We start from the raw sequence: 16,851 nt of genomic DNA on the forward strand, positions 1-16,851 counted from the left end.
GTTGCCTCACGACGACTGCGGTGCGTACCGGTAGCTTGCCATGATGGCGTCCCAGTGGCCCTGGGCGCCGAGCAGCGTATCGCAGATCTCGCGCACCGCGCCGTGGCCGCCCGTGCGCCTGGTGACCCAGTCGGCGTGCTTTTGCACATAGGCCGGCGCGTTGGGCACGCAGATGCCCACGCCGGCGACCTGGATCGCGGCAAGGTCGGGCAGGTCGTCGCCGCAGTAGGCGACCTGTTCAAGGCTGATGCCAAGGGAGTCGCAAAGTCCGCTGAGGGTGTCCAGCTTGTGTTCGCAGCCCTGGTAAACGTGGGGGATACCCAGCGCCGTGGCGCGGCGGGTGACCATGGGCGAATCGCGCCCGGTAATCAGCGCCACGTCAATGCCCATGCGCTTGAGCATCTTGAGGCCGTGGCCGTCCTGGGTATGAAAGGCCTTGGTTTCCAGGCCGTCGGCCTGAAAATAGAGGCGCCCGTCGGTCAGGACGCCGTCAACGTCAAGGGCGAGCAGGCGTACGTTCGCCAGTCCGGCGCTGGGAGCAATCGATTGAGGCATACTGAACTCCGTCAAGAATAAAGCGGGGCCCGCGCGCCGCCGGGGCTAAATGACGCCGCTGGCGAGCAGGTCGTGCATGTGCAGCGCGCCGATGGGGCGCTGTTGATCATCCACGACGGCAAGGGCGGTGATCTTGCCGTCTTCCATGATACGCACGGCTTCGGCGGCAAGCACGTTCGGGGCGATGCGCCGGCCCGGCCGGGTCATGACGTCATCGACGGTCAGGCTGAGCACGTCGCGGTGCTGATCGAGGGTACGGCGCAGGTCGCCGTCGGTATAGACCCCCGCCAGGGTGCCGTCGGCGTTGACCACGCAGGTAAAACCCAGGCCCTGGCGGGTGATTTCCAGAAGCGCGTCGCGCAGCGGGCTGCCAAGCGCCACCTGGGGTAGCCGCTCGCCGCTGTGCATGATGTCTCCGACGCGCAGCAAAAGGCGCTTGCCCAGGCTGCCGCCGGGGTGCGAAAGGGCGAACTGCTCGGCGGTAAAGCCGCGGGCCTCCAAAAGCGCCACGGCCAGGGCGTCGCCCAGCGCCAAAGCGGCGGTGGTGGAGCTGGTGGGGGCCAGATCCAGCGGGCAGGCTTCGCGCTTGACGCCGCTGTCCAGATGGGCGTCGGCGTGGCGAGCAAGGGTGGAGTCCGGGCGACCGGTCATGCTCACCAGCGGCACGCCCAGGCGCTTGAGCAGCGGCAGCAGCGCGGTGACTTCGCCGGTTTCGCCGGAGTTGGACAGCGCCAGCACCAGGTCGGTCGGGGTAATCATGCCCAGATCCCCGTGGCTTGCCTCTCCGGGGTGAACGAAAAACGCCGGGGTGCCGGTGCTGGCAAGGGTGGCGGCAAGCTTGCCGCCGATGTGGCCGGACTTGCCCATGCCGGTCACCACCACGCGGCCCCGGCAGGCCAGTATCAGTTCGCAGGCGCGGTCGAAGTGAGCGTCGAGCTTGGCCTTGAGATCGCCAATGGCGGCCTGCTCCACGGCCAGGGTGCGCAGTGCGCTGTCGCGCGGGGAGACGGGGGCGTCGGATAGGTCGGGCATGGCGTGACTCTTCTCTTGCTTTTGGGGCGTGCGCCTTGCGGCATGGCGCAAGGCGTCGCCGTGAGATCCTGTGGCCGCCGGAGATGAGGCGAATGCGGCAAAAGCGCTCGCTACGAATCGGCGAGTACGAGTATCGTACCATTGCGCGCCGGCCTGCCGAGGGGTTTATTTTCTTCGCCGGCGCATGGATTCCGCTTGGCTATGGCGTTAAAGTACGCTGTTCGATAACCTGAGCCGGGCGGTTGGCCCAGCAGACGATGATTTCTCCATCAGACGAGAGTGCCATGACGGATTCGGCCTTTATTGAAGTGGAAGACCTGCATTTTTCCCGCGGAGGGCGCGCCATTTTTCGCGGCGCCAACCTGTCCATTCCCCGGGGCAAGATGACGGGCATCATGGGGCCGAGCGGCACGGGGAAAACCACGCTGCTCAAGCTCATCGGCGGCCAGCTGACCCCGGACAGGGGCCGCGTGCTGATCGACGGGGAGGACGTGCACCGGCTGTCGCGCAAGGCGCTGTTTTCCCTGCGCCGACGCATGGGCATGCTGTTTCAGAGCGGGGCGCTGTTTTCCGATCTGAACGTGTTTGAAAACGTCGCGTTTCCGCTGCGCGTTCACACCGACCTGCCCGACGCCATGATCCGCGATATTGTCCTGCTCAAGCTGCAGGCGGTGGGGCTGCGCGGCGCCCGCGATCTGAGCCCGGCCGAGCTGTCCGGCGGCATGGCCAGGCGCGTGGCGCTGGCCCGGGCGGTGGCCCTGGACCCTGAGCTGGTGCTCTACGATGAGCCGTTTGTGGGCCAGGACCCCATCGCCATGGGCGTGCTGGTGCAGCTGATCAAGCGGCTGGGCGAGGCGCTTTCGCTGACGTCCGTGGTGGTGTCCCACGACATCAAGGAAACCGTCAGCATTGCCGACTACCTCTACCTGATTGCCGACGGCGATATCGTCGCCCACGGCACGCCGGCGAGCCTTGATACCCATGACGATGCCCGGGTCAGCCAGTTCATGCACGGCGAGCCCGACGGCCCGGTGCCGTTTCACTATCCGGCGCCGCCGTTCTACCGCGATATTCTCGGCGCAGACACAACCACGGGGGCAGACTAGATGGCGGCAGGGTTTTGGCGAGGGTTTTGGCGAGTGTTTTCGCGGCTGGCAGAGTGGGTGGCCGGCCTGGGGCGCGCGGCCTTCGGCGTCGTGGAGGCGCTCGGGCGGGCGGGTATTTTTCTCGCTCGCTCGGTCGCCGGCGTGCCCTCGGGCGAGGGAGTTCGCCTGTGGCTGCGGCAAATGCACTTTGTCGGCGTGATGTCGCTTGCCATTGTGCTGGTGTCGGGGCTTTTTATCGGCATGGTGCTGGCGCTTCAGGGCTATACGATCCTGATCGACTTCGGCGCCGAGCAGGCGCTGGGGCAGATGGTGTCGCTTTCGCTTCTGCGCGAGCTGGCGCCGGTGGTTGCCGCGCTGCTGTTTGCCGGGCGCGCGGGCTCGGCGCTGACCGCCGAAATCGGCCTGATGAAAGCCACCGAGCAGCTGACCAGCATGGAGATGATCGGCGTGGATCCGCTGCGCCGGGTGGTCGCGCCGCGCCTGTGGGCGGGCTTTGTCTCGCTGCCGCTGCTGACCGTTGGCTTCAGCGTGGTGGGCGTCTGGGGCGGCTACCTGGTGGGCGTGCAGTGGCTCGGGGTTTCCGAAGGCGCCTTCTGGGGCAGCATGCAGTCGAGCGTGGCGTTTTTCGCCGACGTGGGTAACGGCATGGTCAAAAGCCTGGTTTTCGCGCTCGTCGTCACCTGGATTGCGGTTTTTCAAGGCTATGACTTGATACCCACCTCCGAAGGGATTTCCCGAGCGACCACGCGCACCGTGGTGTATTCCTCGCTGGCGGTGCTGGGGCTGGATTTTGTGCTGACCGCCGTCATGTTCGGCGGCCTTTAAAACGCGGGAGCAGATGCATGCAACGCAGTAAAACCGTAGAGTTCGGGGTGGGGCTTTTCATTCTGGCCGGCATTCTGGGCATGGTCTTTCTTGGCCTGCGCGTCAGCGGCCTGACGCTTGCCGCGCCGTCGGACACCTTCCAGGTGGACGCCAGCTTTTCCGATATCGGCAGCCTCAAGCCGCGCGCCCGGGTCACCATGGCCGGGGTCACCGTGGGGCGGGTGGAGTCCATCGATCTGGATACCGAGTGGTTTGACGCTCGGGTGACAATGCGCCTGGACAGCGACCTGGAAGGGCAGCTTTCCCGTGATAGCACGGCCGCCATTCTCACCGCCGGGCTGCTCGGCGAGCAGTACGTGGGGCTCAGCGTAGGCGGCGATCCCGAGACGCTGGAGGACGGCGATACCATTCGCGACACCCAGTCCGCGCTGGTGCTCGAAGAGCTGATTCAGCAGTTCGTGTCGAGTATGGTCAAGGATTGAGCCGGGCCGGGGAAGCTCCCGACCGGGAAGAAACCGCAGCACGACGACCGAGCAGCATTGGCAACTGAACAGAGCGAGGAAGCGTCATGAAACTGAAATACTGGCTGAGCGGCGGCATGCTGGCCGCCTCCCTGGCGCTCGGTGCGCCGCTATATGCCCAGGAGCAGACGCCCGAGGCGTTGATCCGGGACAACATCACCGGCTTCATGTCGGACCTGGAGGCCCGAGAGGATTACTACGCCAACAACATCGACGAGCTCAAGGAGCTGGTCGACGAGAGCCTCGATGAAGTGGCCGACTTTCGCTATATCGGCGCCAGCGTCATGGGCAGCTATTTCCGCAATGCGTCCCCCGAGCAGCGCCGTCGCTTTGCCGAGGTGTTCCGCCAGACGCTGATCGATACCTATACCAAGGGGCTTGTCACCTTCGACTATGACAAGCTGCGCGTGGTGGACGAACAGCGCCCGCAGCGCTACGAGGATCAGGCCAGCGTGGAAATGGAAATCGTCGCCAACAACGGCGAGGTCTATCCGGTCAACTACAGCCTGCGTCTCAACGACGGCGAATGGCGGGTGGTCAACGTGATCGTCAACGGTATCAACCTGGGGCTTACGTTCCGCAACCAGTTCGACCAGGCCATGCGCGAACACAACCGCGACTACGACGCGGTCATTCGCAGCTGGTCGCCGGGGGTCGGCGTTGACGAGCTGGAAGAGGGGGGCGATGCTTGACGACGCTGTTTTCCCGCCGCGGCGTAGCGCTGGCTGCCGTGGGCGAAGCGCTCGTCGTCAGCGGCGATTTGGGCACCGGCGTGGCAGCGGCCCTTGCCGACACCGGCGAGCGGTGGCTCGAGCGCGCTGAGGCAGCCTCGCTGACGCTGGATTTAAGCGGGGTCGAGCGCGCCAGCAGCGCGGCCATCAGCGTGCTGCTTCAGTGGCTGCGGGTGTGCCGGCGGCGCGGCGTCGTCGTCAGCGAGGTGCGGCTTTCCGCCCCGCTGCGCCGGCTGACGACCCTGGCAGAGCTTGACGCCCTGTTTGACCACCCGGCGGCGTAGCCTGACGTCGGGCCCGGCAGGCCAATCGCCAAAGCGCCGGCTTTTCTTTATCATGGCCGCTACGTTTCTTTTTCCGACGGTTAGGAGTGTCTGCCATGCAACCCACTGAGGTAAAAGCGCTGCTCGAGTCGCATCTGGACGACTGCACGTTTCATGTACAGGGCGAGGGCTGCGATTTCCAGGTCATCGCCGTGGGCGAGGCGTTCGAAGGGCTGACGCCTGTCAAGCGCCAGCAGCTGGTATACGGTGCCCTGAGCGATCAGATCGCCTCGGGGGCGCTGCACGCTGTGAGCATCAAGACCTACACGCCGGCGCAGTGGGAAAACGCGCCGGAAAACGCGGGATAACGCCGGGCGCATGGACAAGTTAATCATTACCGGCAACGGTTCGGTCGACGGCGAAGTCTGGGCCAGCGGGGCCAAGAACGCCGCGCTGCCCATTCTCTGTGCCAGCCTGCTTGCCGACGGCCCGGTGGTTATCGGCAATCTGCCGCACCTGCAGGACATCACCACGACGCTTGAGCTCCTCGGGCGCATGGGGGTCGAGCCGGTGATGGGCGAAAAGCTCAGCATCCAGCTGGACGGCTCCCAGGTGACCGACTGCCACGCGCCCTACGAGCTGGTAAAGAAAATGCGCGCCTCGATTCTCGTGCTGGGGCCGTTGCTGGCCCATTTCGGCCATGCCGACGTGTCGCTTCCCGGCGGCTGCGCGATTGGCTCGCGTCCGGTGGATCTGCACATCCAGGGCCTGGAAGCCATGGGCGCGGAAATCCGCGTCGAGGGCGGCTATATCCGCGCCCGGGTCGACGGGCGCCTGCGCGGGGCGACAATCTTTTTCGATACCGTGACCGTCACCGGCACCGAAAACCTGCTGATGGCGGCGACCCTTGCCGAGGGCACCACGGTGCTGGAAAACGCCGCCCGGGAGCCGGAGATCAGCGATCTGGCCGAGTGCCTGATCAGGATGGGCGCCGACATTCGCGGCCACGGCACCGATACCATCACCGTCGAGGGCGTCGCGCGGCTGCACGGCTGCGAACACGACGTCATGCCCGACCGTATCGAGACCGGCACCTTTCTGGTCGCCGCGGCGATGACCGGCGGGCGGGTCAAGGTAACCCGTACCCGGGCGGATATTCTCGAGGCGGTGCTGGCCAAGCTCGAGGAGGCGGGCGCCGAGGTTGCCTGCGGCGCTGACTGGATCAGCCTCGACATGCACGGCAGGCGCCCGCGGGCGGTCAATATCCGTACCGCGCCGTATCCGGCGTTTCCCACCGACATGCAGGCTCAGTTCGTGGCCATGAACGCGGTGGCCGAGGGCAGCTCGCGGGTGGTCGAAACCATCTTCGAAAACCGCTTCATGCACGTCCAGGAGCTCAACCGCATGGGCGCGGATATCGCCCTCGAGGGCAATACCGCGCTGATTACCGGCGTCGAGTCGCTGTCCGGGGCGCCGGTCATGGCGACCGACCTGCGTGCCTCGGCGTCGCTGGTGATTGCCGCGATGATGGCCGACGGCGAGACCCAGGTGGATCGCATTTACCATATCGACCGCGGCTACGAATGCATCGAGGAAAAACTCCAGCAGCTGGGGGCGCGCATCCGCCGCGTACCGGGCTGAGCCGTCGCGCAGGCGCTGCCTGCGCGGCACCATGCGATAACGACTGGCCGACAACCATGAGCAAGCAACTGATTTTGGCGCTTTCCAAGGGGCGCATACTGGACGAAACCCTGCCGCTGCTGGCCGCTGCGGGCATCACCCCGGCCGAAGCACTCGACAAGAGCCGCAAGCTTTTATTCGACACCAATCTGGAGCACGTCAAGCTGATCGTTATCCGCGCCACCGACGTGCCCACCTACGTGCAGCTGGGCGCGGCCGACATGGGCATTGCCGGCAAGGACGTGCTGCTCGAGCACGGCACCGACAGCCTTTATGAACCGCTGGATCTGAACATTGCCCGCTGCAAGTTGATGACCGCCGGCACCCGGGGAGAGTGCTCCGGCCGGGCGCGTCGGCGGGTGGCCACCAAGTTTGTCAACGTCGCCCGGCGCTACTACGCCAGGCAAGGCATTCAGGCCGAGGTGATCAAGCTTTACGGCGCCATGGAGCTGGCGCCGATCATGAACCTGGCCGACGAAATCGTCGATATCGTGGATACCGGCAATACCATGCGTGCCAACGGCATGGAGCCCCGGGAGCTGATCGAACACATCAGCACCCGGCTGGTGGTCAACAAGGCCTCGATGACCATGAAACACGCGCGCATCAAGCCGCTCATCGAGCGTCTGGAAGCCGCCGTCGAGAGCCGCCGGTCGGCCGACGAAGCCAGCGCCTAGGCGCCGATTTATCGTAGTAGGCACGGCAACATTTGACGACGACAAAAAACACGAGGATAGCCATGAACGCGACGGCTGGCGCAGCAGAGATTAACAGGCTTGCTACCGACGAGGCCGATTTCGACCGGCGGCTGGACGCGCTGCTGGACTGGGAGGGCGTGTCGAACCAGGCGGTGCAGGCCCGGGTAAACGAAATCCTGGAGGCGGTCAAAATCCGCGGCGACGCCGCCGTCATCGAGGCCACCAACCGCTTTGATCGCCTGTCGGCCACCGCCATGCATGAGCTGACGCTGGCGCCCGAGCGCCTCGAGCAGGCCTTTAACAACCTGCCCGACGAGCAGCGCGACGCGCTTGCCGCCGCGGCCGAGCGCGTGCGGCGCTATCACCAGCGCCAGAAGCCCGAGTCCTGGCAGTACACCGAGACCGACGGCACGGTGCTTGGCCAGCAGGTGATGCCGCTGGACCGGGCGGGCATTTACGTACCCGGCGGCAAGGCGGCGTATCCGTCGTCGGTGCTGATGAACGCGATTCCGGCCCGCGTCGCCGGGGTCAGGGAAATCGTCATGGTAGTGCCGACGCCCGACGGCGTGGTCAGCGAGCTGGTGCTGGCGGCGGCGTACCTGGCCGGGGTGGACCATGTGTTCACCATCGGCGGCGCCCAGGCGGTGGCGGCGCTGGCCTACGGCACGGAGACGGTGCCGCGGGTGGATAAAATCGTTGGGCCGGGCAATATCTACGTGGCCACGGCCAAGCGCGCGGTGTTCGGCCGGGTGGGTATCGACATGATCGCCGGGCCTTCGGAGATCCTGATCGTGGCCGACGGCGGCACCGATCCTGACTGGCTGGCCATGGATCTTTTTTCTCAGGCCGAGCACGACGAAGACGCCCAGGCGATCCTGGTCAGCTGGGACAAGGCCCAGCTCGACGCCGTGGCCGCGTCCATCGAGCGGCTGCTGCCGACCCTGGAGCGGGAGCGTATCGTGCGCACGTCGCTTGGCAGCCGCGGCGCGCTGATCCACTGCGCAAGCGAGGCGGAAGCGGTCGCCCTGATCAACCGCGTTGCCCCGGAGCATCTGGAGCTCTCCGTGGCCGACCCCGAGCGCTGGCTGCCGGAGGTCCGCCACGCCGGGGCGATTTTCATGGGCCGCTATACCGCCGAGGCCCTGGGCGACTACTGCGCCGGCCCCAACCACGTGCTGCCCACTTCGGGCACCGCGCGGTTTTCCTCACCGCTGGGCGTTTACGACTTCCAGAAGCGCTCGTCGCTGATCCACTGTTCGGCCGACGGCGCCTCGGCGCTGGGTGAAGTTGCCGCGGTGCTGGCCCGAGGCGAGTCGCTGAGTGCTCACGCGCGCTCGGCGGAATACCGCCAGAAACGCTGAGTCCGCCGCGCTGGCCTTGCCGATACCGCTAGCGAGGCGCCGTGGGCTGCGACGGCAGCGACTGTTGCGGCGGCAGGGAGCGGGCGGAGAGAGGGCGCTCGCCGACGGTTAGCTCAAGCGTTTGCTTCTCGCCGCTGCGCACGATGGTCAGCGACAGCTCGGTGCCGGGCGTGAGCTCGGCGATGTCGCTCATGGTGCTGCGGGCATCGAGAATCGGTTCATCGCTGAGGGCGAGCAGCACATCGCCGGGCTGCAGGCCGGCGCGCTCGGCCGGTCCGTCCTGGGCTACTCCGGCGACGATCATGCCCTGGGGCGTGCGCAGCCCGAAGGAGGCGGCAAGCTCACGGGACAGTGCCTGGGCTTCGATGCCCAGCCAGCCGCGAATCACCCGCCCTTTCGTCACCAGCTCATCCATGATGCCGTGAGCGAGGTTGGCGGGAATGGCAAAGCCGATGCCCTGGGAGCCGCCGGAGCGCGAAAAAATAGCCGTGTTGATGCCCACCAGCGCGCCGTCCGGATTGATCAGCGCGCCGCCGGAATTGCCGGGGTTGATGGCCGCGTCGGTCTGGATGAAGTCTTCGTAGGCGCTAAGGCCCAGGTGACTGCGTCCGGTGGCGCTGATGATCCCCATGGTCACCGTCTGGCCCACGCCGAACGGGTTGCCGATGGCCAGCGCCACATCGCCCACCGTGACCTCTTCGGAGTCGCTGAGCTTGATGCTCGGCAGGTCGTCAAGCCCGATGCGCAGTATCGCCAGATCGCTCTCCGGGTCGGTGCCGATGACGCGGGCCAGGGTCTCGCGGCCGTCGCGCAGGGCTACCTGAATCTGGTCGGCTCCCTGGATGACGTGGTGATTGGTCAGCACGTAGCCGTCCTGGCTGACAATCACCCCCGACCCCAGGCTCGACAGCATGCGCTGCTGGCCGGTGGCGTCGTCGTTGTCGAAAAACTGCTGGAAAAACGGGTCCGACATCAGCGGGTGCTGGTCGCGCTCGACAATGCGCGTCGAGTAGACGTTGACCACCGCCGGCGCCGCCCGGTCCACGGCATCGGCATAGCTTGCCGGCCCCTGGTCCCGGGAAAGCGGCGCGGCTTTCTGGATCTGCGGCGCGGGGCGATCGGGGGCAGTCTCCCCGGCGGCAGGCGCGGTGCCGGTCTTTTCGGACACCGGCGACGAGGGCCCGGCAAAGGGGTTGGGCAGGCGTTCGGGAAACGCCAGCAGCAGCGCCGCGGCAATCACAACGCCGGCGATGACCGGCCAGAAATAAGGCATCAGGAAGCGTGGCAGTCGTACGTTCCTTGGCATCGGCGACGTTCCTTGGGGCATTTCAGCGGCAGGCGATAACGGCCGAAAAAGGCGCTGCCTGGGCCCAGGCTTCACGCCGGCATCGAACCGTCTTTATAGTGGCGCATGGTAACATTGTTCACGCCGCTGACCTTAACGGCTGCGGCAAACTTTCAGGGAGGCAGCATGCTCGATCGGGATACGCTGGTGGCAGCGTGCGAACAGCGCCTGGGCGCGCGGGGATTCAAGGACTTCACGGTCAACGGTTTGCAGGTGGAAGGCAGCGAGCGCATCACGCGAGTGATGAGCGGCGTCACCGCCTGTCAGGCGCTGCTTGATGAGGCGGCGGCGTGGCGGGCCGACCTGGTGCTGGTGCATCACGGCTATTTCTGGAAAAACGAGCCGGTGGCGCTGACCGGAATGAAAAAGCGGCGGATCAAAACGCTGCTCGACCACGATATCAATCTGCTGGCCTACCACCTGCCGCTGGATGCCCACGCCGCCCTTGGCAACAATGCCGAGCTCGGGCGGCGCATGGGCTGGCAGGTAGAGCGCTGCCTGGACGGCGAGATGGGAGAAGGGCTTCTATGGCAGGGACAGACCGCCGCGCCGCTGAGCGTGGAGGCGCTGGCCGGGCAGTTGGCCGACAGGCTCCATCGCGAGCCCCTGGTCATCAAGGCGCCGGGGGTGGGCGAGGTCGAGCGCATTGCCTGGTGCACCGGCGGGGCCCAGGACATGATCACCGCGGCGCACGAAGGCGGTGCCCAGGCGTTTGTCTCGGGGGAAATTTCCGAACGCACAACGCATCTGGCCCGGGAGCTGGGCATCCATTACCTGGCCGCCGGACATCACGCCACCGAACGCTACGGCGTCCAGGCGCTGGGCGAGTGGCTGGCGTCGGAGTACGGCGTGACGCATCGCTTCGTGGACGTTGACAACCCTGCCTGACGGCAGGGCGCGGCGTCGCTCAGTAGCGCGGCGGCTCGGGCGCCTGCCCGGCGTCGCTGGCCTTGTTTTTCAGGCCGAAGTCTTCCGACAGGGTGCCGCCTTCGCCGTCGGCGGCGTAGTCCTTGGGGCGCTCGCCCTCGCTGCTGCCGGCCGTTTGGGCCAGCGGCGCTCGAGCAGCGGTGCGCAGCGGGTCGTTGTCGTGGGAGATCAGTACATCGTCCGCTACCCCCCATGTCTTGGCCTGTCGATGCAGACCCTGGTCAAGCTCGGCAAGCGCGTGGCGGACGCCGTCTATTCGGCGGTGCGTGTCACCCAGGTGACTTTGCATGTCGGCCTTGAGCGCGGCGATTCGGCGCTCACTTTCCAGTAGCTCAAGCTTCATGCTGGATACCTGGCGCTGGCTTCTGCTCAAAAGGCGATGGCCAAATGCGCCGATCGCCATGCCGATAAAGATGCCGATAAGCGCAAACGTTAACTGCAGGCCTGGTTCTTCCACTCTGGTGTCTCCCTGGTTCCCGGGTCACTGGCCGCCGTGCACGGGGCCGGGCGATATTCTTGCGCTGCCATTATAGGCGCGTGCCGGGCTTGCAGGTCAATTCGACCATGTAACGGCGCACCGGGCATGCACCCCGGCGTCCGAGGACGTACAATTCGGCCTCCGGCAATGCGGGAGAATGATCATGGAACAGCAAAGCCCCCGGCGGGCGGGCGACTCACACGACCCCAGTCCCCTGTCGCCGCTGGCGCGCTACCAGGCGGACCTGGACAGCGGCGAGATCGTGTTTGATGCTGCGCAGCAGGCAGCGGCCACGCGCCTGCAGCGGCTTTACGAGGCGCTGCAGGCCGAGCCGCCGGCGCCGCCTCGCCGGCCGGCGCCAGGCGGCTTGTTACGCCGCCTGGCGGGCCGCAGGGGCACCCGGGATGACAAGGTTGACGCCGAGCCGCGCATTGCCGGCGTGTATTTCTGGGGCGGTGTGGGGCGCGGCAAGACCTACCTGATGAACGCATTTTTTGCCGCTCTGCCCTTCAGCGATAAAAAGCGCACCCATTTTCACCGTTTCATGCAGCACGTTCATGCCGAGCTTGGCCGCTACAAGGGGGAGAAAAACCCGCTGTCGCTGATTGCCGCCGATCTGGCCGCCGAGGCGCGGGTTATCTGCTTCGACGAGTTTTTTGTCGAGGACATCGGCGACGCCATGCTACTCGCCAATCTGCTCGAGGCGCTGTTTGCGCGCGGGGTGGTGCTGGTGGCCACGTCCAACGTGCCGCCGGATGAGCTTTACCGGGAGGGGCTTCAGCGGGCGCGATTTCTGCCGGCGATTGCGCTGCTCAAACAGCATTGTGACGTCATGCAGCTGGACAGCGGCATCGACTATCGCCTGCGCACGCTGACCCCGGCCGAAGTCTTCCACGTGCCGCTGGACGCCGCGGCCGAGCGGGCGCTCGAGCAAAACTTCCGCGAGCTTGCCGGCGGGGCGGGGGAGGCGCAGGCGGCGCTGACGATCAACGGGCGGGTCATCACGGCCAGGCGGCTTGCCGGAGGCGTAGCCTGGTTCGAGTTCGGCGAGCTGTGCGACGGGCCGCGCAGCCAGAACGACTATATCGAGCTTTCCCGCCGCTTTCACACCGTGCTGCTGGCCAACGTGCGGCAGATGGGAGCGCGCCACGAGGACCGGGTGCGGCGTTTTATCAATCTGGTCGACGAGTTTTACGATCGCGGCGTTAACCTGCTGGTCGCGGCGGAAGTGCCGGCAGCGTCGCTTTATACCGGCGGCCGTCTCGATTTCGAGTTTCGGCGCACGCTCTCAAGGCTCGAGGAAATGCAGTCCCGGGACTATCTGGCGCTACCCCATCGCCCCTGATTCGCGGCGGGCGCGGAAAAATCGGGCCAAGCGCTTAACTTTGGCGCCGTCTTGGGGTAGAATCCCGCCCCGCTCGACGTTGTCGCCACGGCTTTTGTTGCGGCAACCAAAAAAAATAGGGATGGTGCGCGCCTCTTGTTGGCGCATCAAGGCACCCAACACATTTTATCTGGTGATTTCATCCATGAAGACGTTCAGTGCCAAGCCGCAGTCCGTCCAGCGCGACTGGTACGTTGTCGACGCGACTGACAAAACGCTCGGTCGTCTGTCGACCGAAATTGCTCGCCGCCTGCGCGGCAAGCACAAGCCCGAGTTCACGCCCCACGTCGACACCGGCGACTACATTGTCGTGGTCAACGCCGAAAAGGTCCAGGTGACCGGCAACAAGGCAAGCGACAAGAACTACTACCGCCACACGGGCTACCCGGGCGGTCTGCGCTCCCTGAGTTTCGAGCAGATGATCGATCATGCTCCGGAGCGCGTTATCGAATCGGCGGTCAAGGGCATGTTGCCCAAGGGCCCCCTGGGCCGCGCCATGTATGCCAAGCTCAAGGTATACGCCGGCGGTGAGCACCCGCACGCTGCTCAGCAGCCGCTTGAACTGAATATCTAAGGGATTTTCTCGCCATGACACAGCAGTATTACGGTACCGGGCGCCGCAAGACATCCACCGCCCGCGTTTTCCTCAAGCCGGGAACCGGCAAGATTACCGTCAACCAGCGCGAGCTGGATCAGTATTTCGGCCGCGTGACCGGCCAGATGGTAGTGCGCCAGCCGCTGGAGCTGACCGAGACGCAGGATCAGTTCGACATTTACGTTACCGTTGCCGGCGGCGGCGGCTCGGCCCAGGCCGGGGCCATCCGTCACGGCATCACCCGAGCGCTGATGGACTATAACGAAGATCTGCGCCCGGCGCTGCGCGAGGCCGGCTACGTGACCCGCGACGCCCGCGCGGTCGAGCGCAAGAAAGTCGGTCTGCGCAAGGCACGCCGCAGCCCGCAGTTCTCCAAGCGTTAAGGCAAACGCGTGCGGCAAAACGCCCGGGTCATTGGCCTGGGCGTTTTTTTTGCTAGAATATCAATGAGTTAGCAGCGGTCGGCGGGCCTTTGTCGCAAGGGTTATTGTTGTGCAAAGCGCCGCATTTTTTTATTATAGAGCGTATTTTATATTCGTCGCCGTCATGGTTACGCGTTTGCGGCGTACGGGTGAGCAAAAGGGAGAAACCTGGAATGGCAGATAACGGCGTAAACAAGGGCCGGCGCCGTTTCCTCGTCGGTGCCACCTCCGTAGTGGGAGCAGTGGGCGCTGTCGGGGTTGCGGTCCCCTTTGTGGCTTCTTGGCAGCCTAGTGCCAAGGCGAGGGCGGCTGGCGCCCCGGTTCAAGCGGATATTTCCAAGCTTGAAGGGGGGCAGCGGTTGACGGTGGAGTGGCGCGGCCGCCCGGTCTGGATCATCAGCCGGACGCCGGAAATGATCGAGCGCACGGAAAAGCTGGGCGCCGACCGCCTGGCCGATCCGGATTCGGTTGTGCCCCAGCAGCCCGAGTATATCGAAGGCACGCTGCGCTCGATCAAGCCCGAGATCGGCGTGCTGATTGGCATCTGTACCCATCTGGGCTGTTCGCCCCTGTTCAAGCCGGAGCCCGACGCCGACGATGTCGGCACGGATAACTGGCCGGGCGGCTTTTTCTGCCCCTGCCACGGCTCCCGCTTTGATCTGGCCGGCCGCGTTTTTTCCAACGTGCCCGCGCCCACCAATCTGGAAGTGCCGCCGTATCGCTTCGATAGCGACAGCGTTATCGTCGTCGGCGAGGACAAGGAGACTGCCTGATGGGTAATCCACACAAGGCCAAGGCGGATCGCGGCTTCATGCGCTGGGTCGACGACCGCTTTCCCGCCACGCAGATGTGGCAAGAACATCTGTCGAAATACTATGCGCCGAAGAATTTCAACTTCTGGTATTTCTTCGGCTCGCTGGCGCTGCTGGTGCTGGTCAACCAGATCCTTACCGGCGTCTGGCTGACCATGAGCTACAACCCCACGGCGGAGGGCGCCTTCGCTTCGGTCGAATACATCATGCGCGACGTGGAGTGGGGCTGGCTGATTCGCTACATGCACACCACCGGCGCCTCGGCGTTTTTCGTGGTGGTCTATCTGCACATGTTCCGCGGCATGCTCTACGGCTCCTATCGGGCGCCGCGCGAGCTGGTGTGGATCTTCGGCATGACGATCTACCTGGCGCTGATGGCCGAGGCCTTCATGGGCTATCTGCTGCCCTGGGGCCAGATGTCCTACTGGGGGGCCCAGGTCATCATCTCGCTGTTCTCCGCGATTCCCGCCATCGGGCCGGACCTGGCGCAGTGGGTGCGCGGTGACTTCCTGATTTCCGGCATTACCCTCAACCGCTTCTTTGCCCTGCACGTGGTGGCGCTGCCCATCGTCATTCTGGCGCTGGTGGTGCTGCACATCATCGCGCTGCACGAGGTGGGCTCCAACAACCCCGACGGCGTCGATATCAAGAAGAAGAAGGACGAAACCGGCAAGCCCCTGGACGGCATCCCCTTCCACCCGTACTACACGGTCAAGGATCTGGTCGGCGTCGCGGTCTTTCTGTTCGTCTTCTGCGTGGTGATCTTTTACTTCCCCGAAGGCGGCGGCTACTTCATCGAGCAGCCCAACTTCGAGCCGGCCAACCCGCTGCAGACGCCGGATCACATTGCCCCGGTCTGGTACTTCACGCCGTTCTACGCCATTCTTCGCGCGATCACCTTCTCGATTTTCGGGCTGGAAGCGAAGTTCTTGGGCGTGATCTTCATGGGCGGTGCCATTGCCGTGCTCTTCGTGCTGCCGTGGCTTGACCGCAGCCCGGTGCTCTCCATCCGCTACAAGGGCTGGATCTCCAAGGTAATGCTGGCGCTGTTCGCCGTGAGCTTCATCGTTCTTGGTGTACTTGGCGTGCTGCCGGTGACAGCGGGGCGGACCATTCTCGCGCAGGTCTGTACCGTCATCTACTTTGCCTTCTTCCTGCTGATGCCGTTTTATACCCGGCTGGAGAAGACCAAACCCGTTCCGGAAAGGGTGACTGGCTAATGAAAAAGCAACTGTTTGCACTGCTCTTCGCGCTGCTGCCGGTAACGGCCATGGCGGCCGACGGGGGGCTGCCGTACTCCATGGAGCCGGACTTGCACGACCAGGCGTCGCTGCAAAACGGCATGAAACTCTACGTCAACTACTGTATGGGCTGCCACTCGCTCGAGCACCAGCGTTTCTCTCGGGCAGCGGAGGATCTGGGCATTCCCCAGGACCTGGTAGAGGACAACCTGATCTTCTCGCCGGATCAGGCGTTCAACGACCAGATGCACAACGCCATGCGGTCCGACGACGGGGAAAACTGGTTTGGTGCGCCGCCGCCGGATCTGACCCTGGAGTCGCGTCTGCGCGGCACGGACTGGATCTATTCCTACCTGCTGAGCTTTTACCGCGATGACAGCCAGTCGACCGGCGTCAACAACGCCGTGTTCGACCTGGTTGCCATGCCCAACGTGCTGGAGCCCTTGCAGGGCGTGCAGGAAAAAATCTGTGCGGCCACGGACGAGCCCGTCGAAGGGCAGTCGCCGGATCCGCTCACCGGCAAGTACCAGTCCTGCGACGTGCTCAGGGTAACCCAGCCGGGCGAGATGGAGCCTGACGAGTTCAAGGACGCGGTCTATGACCTGACCAACTTCCTGGCCTACGTCGGTGAGCCGTCCAAGCTCAAGGCCCAGGCGCTTGCGCCCAAGGTGCTGCTGTTCATTTTTATCCTGGGGATTATCTGCTACTTCCTCAAGCGGGAATACTGGCGTGATATTCATTAAGCCATGCTAGCCCCGTGAGCCAGGGCGCACGACGACCGTCGTGCGCCCTTTGTGTCTCGGGCGCCGGCGTGCCGGGCGTTTTCCCCAGAGACGCCGCGGCATGGTAGTATGACCTATTGACTTGAAGCGAGG

The 16,851-nt window shown here is 65.0% G+C and carries 21 protein-coding genes; 16 read left to right on the forward strand and 5 right to left on the reverse strand.

The genetic code is table 11. The annotated features are described in order from the left end of the window. Positions 1 to 6: 6 nt before the first annotated feature. Together P1P91_RS06915 and P1P91_RS06920 are read right to left on the reverse strand one after the other, a co-directional pair. Positions 7 to 555 carry a KdsC family phosphatase gene (locus P1P91_RS06915; RefSeq protein ID WP_311885473.1) on the reverse strand — a complete coding sequence of 183 codons (549 nt, stop codon included), beginning with the start codon at positions 553 to 555 and terminating at the stop codon, positions 7 to 9. A gap of 45 nt (positions 556 to 600) precedes the next feature. Then, entirely contained in the window at positions 601 to 1,587 is a 987-nt protein-coding gene (locus tag P1P91_RS06920; RefSeq protein WP_311885475.1) for a KpsF/GutQ family sugar-phosphate isomerase, read from the reverse strand. Positions 1,588 to 1,871: 284 nt separating this feature from the next. On the opposite strand from P1P91_RS06920, the gene P1P91_RS06925 reads away from it, so the two are divergent. The 9 genes from P1P91_RS06925 to hisD all read left to right on the forward strand — a co-directional run bounded on the left by P1P91_RS06925 (position 1,872) and on the right by hisD (position 8,772). Further along, positions 1,872 to 2,693: an ABC transporter ATP-binding protein gene (locus tag P1P91_RS06925; protein WP_311885477.1), complete on the forward strand. Its 822-nt coding sequence runs from the start codon at positions 1,872 to 1,874 to the stop codon at positions 2,691 to 2,693. Next, entirely contained in the window at positions 2,694 to 3,518 is an 825-nt protein-coding gene (gene mlaE, locus P1P91_RS06930; protein WP_311885479.1) for a lipid asymmetry maintenance ABC transporter permease subunit MlaE, read from the forward strand. 17 nt (positions 3,519 to 3,535) lie between these two features. Beyond that, complete coding sequence (gene mlaD, locus P1P91_RS06935) at positions 3,536 to 4,000, forward strand: outer membrane lipid asymmetry maintenance protein MlaD (protein ID WP_311885481.1); 465 nt, start codon at positions 3,536 to 3,538, stop codon at positions 3,998 to 4,000. An 86-nt stretch (positions 4,001 to 4,086) separates the two neighbouring features. Then, positions 4,087 to 4,731, forward strand: a complete 645-nt coding sequence (locus P1P91_RS06940) for an MlaC/ttg2D family ABC transporter substrate-binding protein (protein WP_376717172.1) — start codon at positions 4,087 to 4,089, stop codon at positions 4,729 to 4,731. Beyond that, positions 4,728 to 5,054 (forward strand): STAS domain-containing protein, encoded by a 327-nt coding sequence (locus P1P91_RS06945; RefSeq protein WP_311885483.1) that lies wholly within the window; start codon positions 4,728 to 4,730, stop codon positions 5,052 to 5,054. The genes P1P91_RS06940 and P1P91_RS06945 overlap by 4 nt, the downstream gene beginning before the upstream one ends. Positions 5,055 to 5,149: 95 nt before the next feature. Then, positions 5,150 to 5,401: a BolA family protein gene (locus tag P1P91_RS06950; protein ID WP_311885485.1), complete on the forward strand. Its 252-nt coding sequence runs from the start codon at positions 5,150 to 5,152 to the stop codon at positions 5,399 to 5,401. A gap of 10 nt (positions 5,402 to 5,411) precedes the next feature. After that, positions 5,412 to 6,674, forward strand: a complete 1,263-nt coding sequence (gene murA, locus P1P91_RS06955) for a UDP-N-acetylglucosamine 1-carboxyvinyltransferase (protein WP_311885486.1) — start codon at positions 5,412 to 5,414, stop codon at positions 6,672 to 6,674. A 56-nt stretch (positions 6,675 to 6,730) separates the two neighbouring features. Further along, positions 6,731 to 7,390: an ATP phosphoribosyltransferase gene (hisG, locus tag P1P91_RS06960; protein WP_311885488.1), complete on the forward strand. Its 660-nt coding sequence runs from the start codon at positions 6,731 to 6,733 to the stop codon at positions 7,388 to 7,390. Between the two features lie 62 nt (positions 7,391 to 7,452). Further along, the gene (gene hisD / locus P1P91_RS06965; protein ID WP_311885489.1) at positions 7,453 to 8,772 is read left to right on the forward strand and encodes a histidinol dehydrogenase; all 1,320 of its coding nucleotides are present in this window, start codon (positions 7,453 to 7,455) and stop codon (positions 8,770 to 8,772) included. A 28-nt stretch (positions 8,773 to 8,800) separates the two neighbouring features. On the opposite strand, the gene P1P91_RS06970 is transcribed toward hisD, so the two are convergent. Continuing rightward, the gene (locus tag P1P91_RS06970) at positions 8,801 to 10,078 is read right to left on the reverse strand and encodes a Do family serine endopeptidase (RefSeq protein WP_407650610.1); all 1,278 of its coding nucleotides are present in this window, start codon (positions 10,076 to 10,078) and stop codon (positions 8,801 to 8,803) included. Positions 10,079 to 10,243: 165 nt separating this feature from the next. Here P1P91_RS06970 and P1P91_RS06975 point away from each other — a divergent pair, with 165 nt between their 5' ends. Further along, positions 10,244 to 11,005 carry a Nif3-like dinuclear metal center hexameric protein gene (locus tag P1P91_RS06975; RefSeq protein WP_311885491.1) on the forward strand — a complete coding sequence of 254 codons (762 nt, stop codon included), beginning with the start codon at positions 10,244 to 10,246 and terminating at the stop codon, positions 11,003 to 11,005. 19 nt (positions 11,006 to 11,024) lie between these two features. Here P1P91_RS06975 and P1P91_RS06980 read toward each other — a convergent pair whose 3' ends face one another. Next, positions 11,025 to 11,501 (reverse strand): ZapG family protein, encoded by a 477-nt coding sequence (locus P1P91_RS06980; RefSeq protein ID WP_311885494.1) that lies wholly within the window; start codon positions 11,499 to 11,501, stop codon positions 11,025 to 11,027. A gap of 184 nt (positions 11,502 to 11,685) precedes the next feature. On the opposite strand from P1P91_RS06980, the gene zapE reads away from it, so the two are divergent. After that, on the forward strand, positions 11,686 to 12,867 hold the full coding sequence (zapE, locus tag P1P91_RS06985) for a cell division protein ZapE (RefSeq protein WP_311885497.1): 1,182 nt from the start codon (positions 11,686 to 11,688) through the stop codon (positions 12,865 to 12,867). Here the strand turns inward: zapE and P1P91_RS06990 are convergent. After that, positions 12,850 to 13,014, reverse strand: a complete 165-nt coding sequence (locus P1P91_RS06990; protein WP_311885498.1) for a hypothetical protein — start codon at positions 13,012 to 13,014, stop codon at positions 12,850 to 12,852. The two genes, zapE and P1P91_RS06990, sit on opposite strands and share 18 nt — an antisense overlap. Positions 13,015 to 13,051: 37 nt before the next feature. On the opposite strand from P1P91_RS06990, the gene rplM reads away from it, so the two are divergent. From rplM to P1P91_RS07015, 5 genes are all read left to right on the forward strand, one after another. After that, positions 13,052 to 13,480 carry a 50S ribosomal protein L13 gene (gene rplM / locus P1P91_RS06995; RefSeq protein ID WP_311885499.1) on the forward strand — a complete coding sequence of 143 codons (429 nt, stop codon included), beginning with the start codon at positions 13,052 to 13,054 and terminating at the stop codon, positions 13,478 to 13,480. A gap of 14 nt (positions 13,481 to 13,494) precedes the next feature. Next, positions 13,495 to 13,884: a 30S ribosomal protein S9 gene (gene rpsI, locus P1P91_RS07000; protein ID WP_311885500.1), complete on the forward strand. Its 390-nt coding sequence runs from the start codon at positions 13,495 to 13,497 to the stop codon at positions 13,882 to 13,884. A gap of 212 nt (positions 13,885 to 14,096) precedes the next feature. After that, on the forward strand, positions 14,097 to 14,696 hold the full coding sequence (gene petA, locus P1P91_RS07005) for a ubiquinol-cytochrome c reductase iron-sulfur subunit (protein ID WP_311885501.1): 600 nt from the start codon (positions 14,097 to 14,099) through the stop codon (positions 14,694 to 14,696). After that, positions 14,696 to 15,955 carry a cytochrome b gene (locus P1P91_RS07010; protein ID WP_311885502.1) on the forward strand — a complete coding sequence of 420 codons (1,260 nt, stop codon included), beginning with the start codon at positions 14,696 to 14,698 and terminating at the stop codon, positions 15,953 to 15,955. Before petA ends, P1P91_RS07010 begins: the two co-directional genes overlap by 1 nt. Beyond that, positions 15,955 to 16,719, forward strand: a complete 765-nt coding sequence (locus P1P91_RS07015) for a cytochrome c1 (RefSeq protein ID WP_311885504.1) — start codon at positions 15,955 to 15,957, stop codon at positions 16,717 to 16,719. The genes P1P91_RS07010 and P1P91_RS07015 overlap by 1 nt, the downstream gene beginning before the upstream one ends. The last annotated feature ends 132 nt before the right edge of the window (positions 16,720 to 16,851 follow it).

Origin of the sequence: Halomonas piscis (assembly GCF_031886125.1) — a bacterium.
Classification (GTDB): Bacteria; Pseudomonadota; Gammaproteobacteria; order Pseudomonadales; family Halomonadaceae; genus Vreelandella; species Vreelandella piscis.

Bases quoted from the DNA above. Each gene is read 5' to 3' on its own strand.
- P1P91_RS06915 (WP_311885473.1), bottom strand. From the start codon at position 555: ATGCCTCAATCGATTGCTCCCAGCGCCGGACTGGCGAACGTACGCCTG.
- P1P91_RS06920 (WP_311885475.1), bottom strand. From the start codon at position 1,587: ATGCCCGACCTATCCGACGCCCCCGTCTCCCCGCGCGACAGCGCACTG.
- P1P91_RS06925 (WP_311885477.1), top strand. From the start codon at position 1,872: ATGACGGATTCGGCCTTTATTGAAGTGGAAGACCTGCATTTTTCCCGC.
- mlaE (WP_311885479.1), top strand. From the start codon at position 2,694: ATGGCGGCAGGGTTTTGGCGAGGGTTTTGGCGAGTGTTTTCGCGGCTG.
- mlaD (WP_311885481.1), top strand. From the start codon at position 3,536: ATGCAACGCAGTAAAACCGTAGAGTTCGGGGTGGGGCTTTTCATTCTG.
- P1P91_RS06940 (WP_376717172.1), top strand. From the start codon at position 4,087: ATGAAACTGAAATACTGGCTGAGCGGCGGCATGCTGGCCGCCTCCCTG.
- P1P91_RS06950 (WP_311885485.1), top strand. From the start codon at position 5,150: ATGCAACCCACTGAGGTAAAAGCGCTGCTCGAGTCGCATCTGGACGAC.
- murA (WP_311885486.1), top strand. From the start codon at position 5,412: ATGGACAAGTTAATCATTACCGGCAACGGTTCGGTCGACGGCGAAGTC.
- hisG (WP_311885488.1), top strand. From the start codon at position 6,731: ATGAGCAAGCAACTGATTTTGGCGCTTTCCAAGGGGCGCATACTGGAC.
- hisD (WP_311885489.1), top strand. From the start codon at position 7,453: ATGAACGCGACGGCTGGCGCAGCAGAGATTAACAGGCTTGCTACCGAC.
- P1P91_RS06970 (WP_407650610.1), bottom strand. From the start codon at position 10,078: ATGCCAAGGAACGTACGACTGCCACGCTTCCTGATGCCTTATTTCTGG.
- P1P91_RS06975 (WP_311885491.1), top strand. From the start codon at position 10,244: ATGCTCGATCGGGATACGCTGGTGGCAGCGTGCGAACAGCGCCTGGGC.
- zapE (WP_311885497.1), top strand. From the start codon at position 11,686: ATGGAACAGCAAAGCCCCCGGCGGGCGGGCGACTCACACGACCCCAGT.
- P1P91_RS06990 (WP_311885498.1), bottom strand. From the start codon at position 13,014: ATGCGCCAACAAGAGGCGCGCACCATCCCTATTTTTTTTGGTTGCCGC.
- rplM (WP_311885499.1), top strand. From the start codon at position 13,052: ATGAAGACGTTCAGTGCCAAGCCGCAGTCCGTCCAGCGCGACTGGTAC.
- rpsI (WP_311885500.1), top strand. From the start codon at position 13,495: ATGACACAGCAGTATTACGGTACCGGGCGCCGCAAGACATCCACCGCC.
- petA (WP_311885501.1), top strand. From the start codon at position 14,097: ATGGCAGATAACGGCGTAAACAAGGGCCGGCGCCGTTTCCTCGTCGGT.
- P1P91_RS07010 (WP_311885502.1), top strand. From the start codon at position 14,696: ATGGGTAATCCACACAAGGCCAAGGCGGATCGCGGCTTCATGCGCTGG.
- P1P91_RS07015 (WP_311885504.1), top strand. From the start codon at position 15,955: ATGAAAAAGCAACTGTTTGCACTGCTCTTCGCGCTGCTGCCGGTAACG.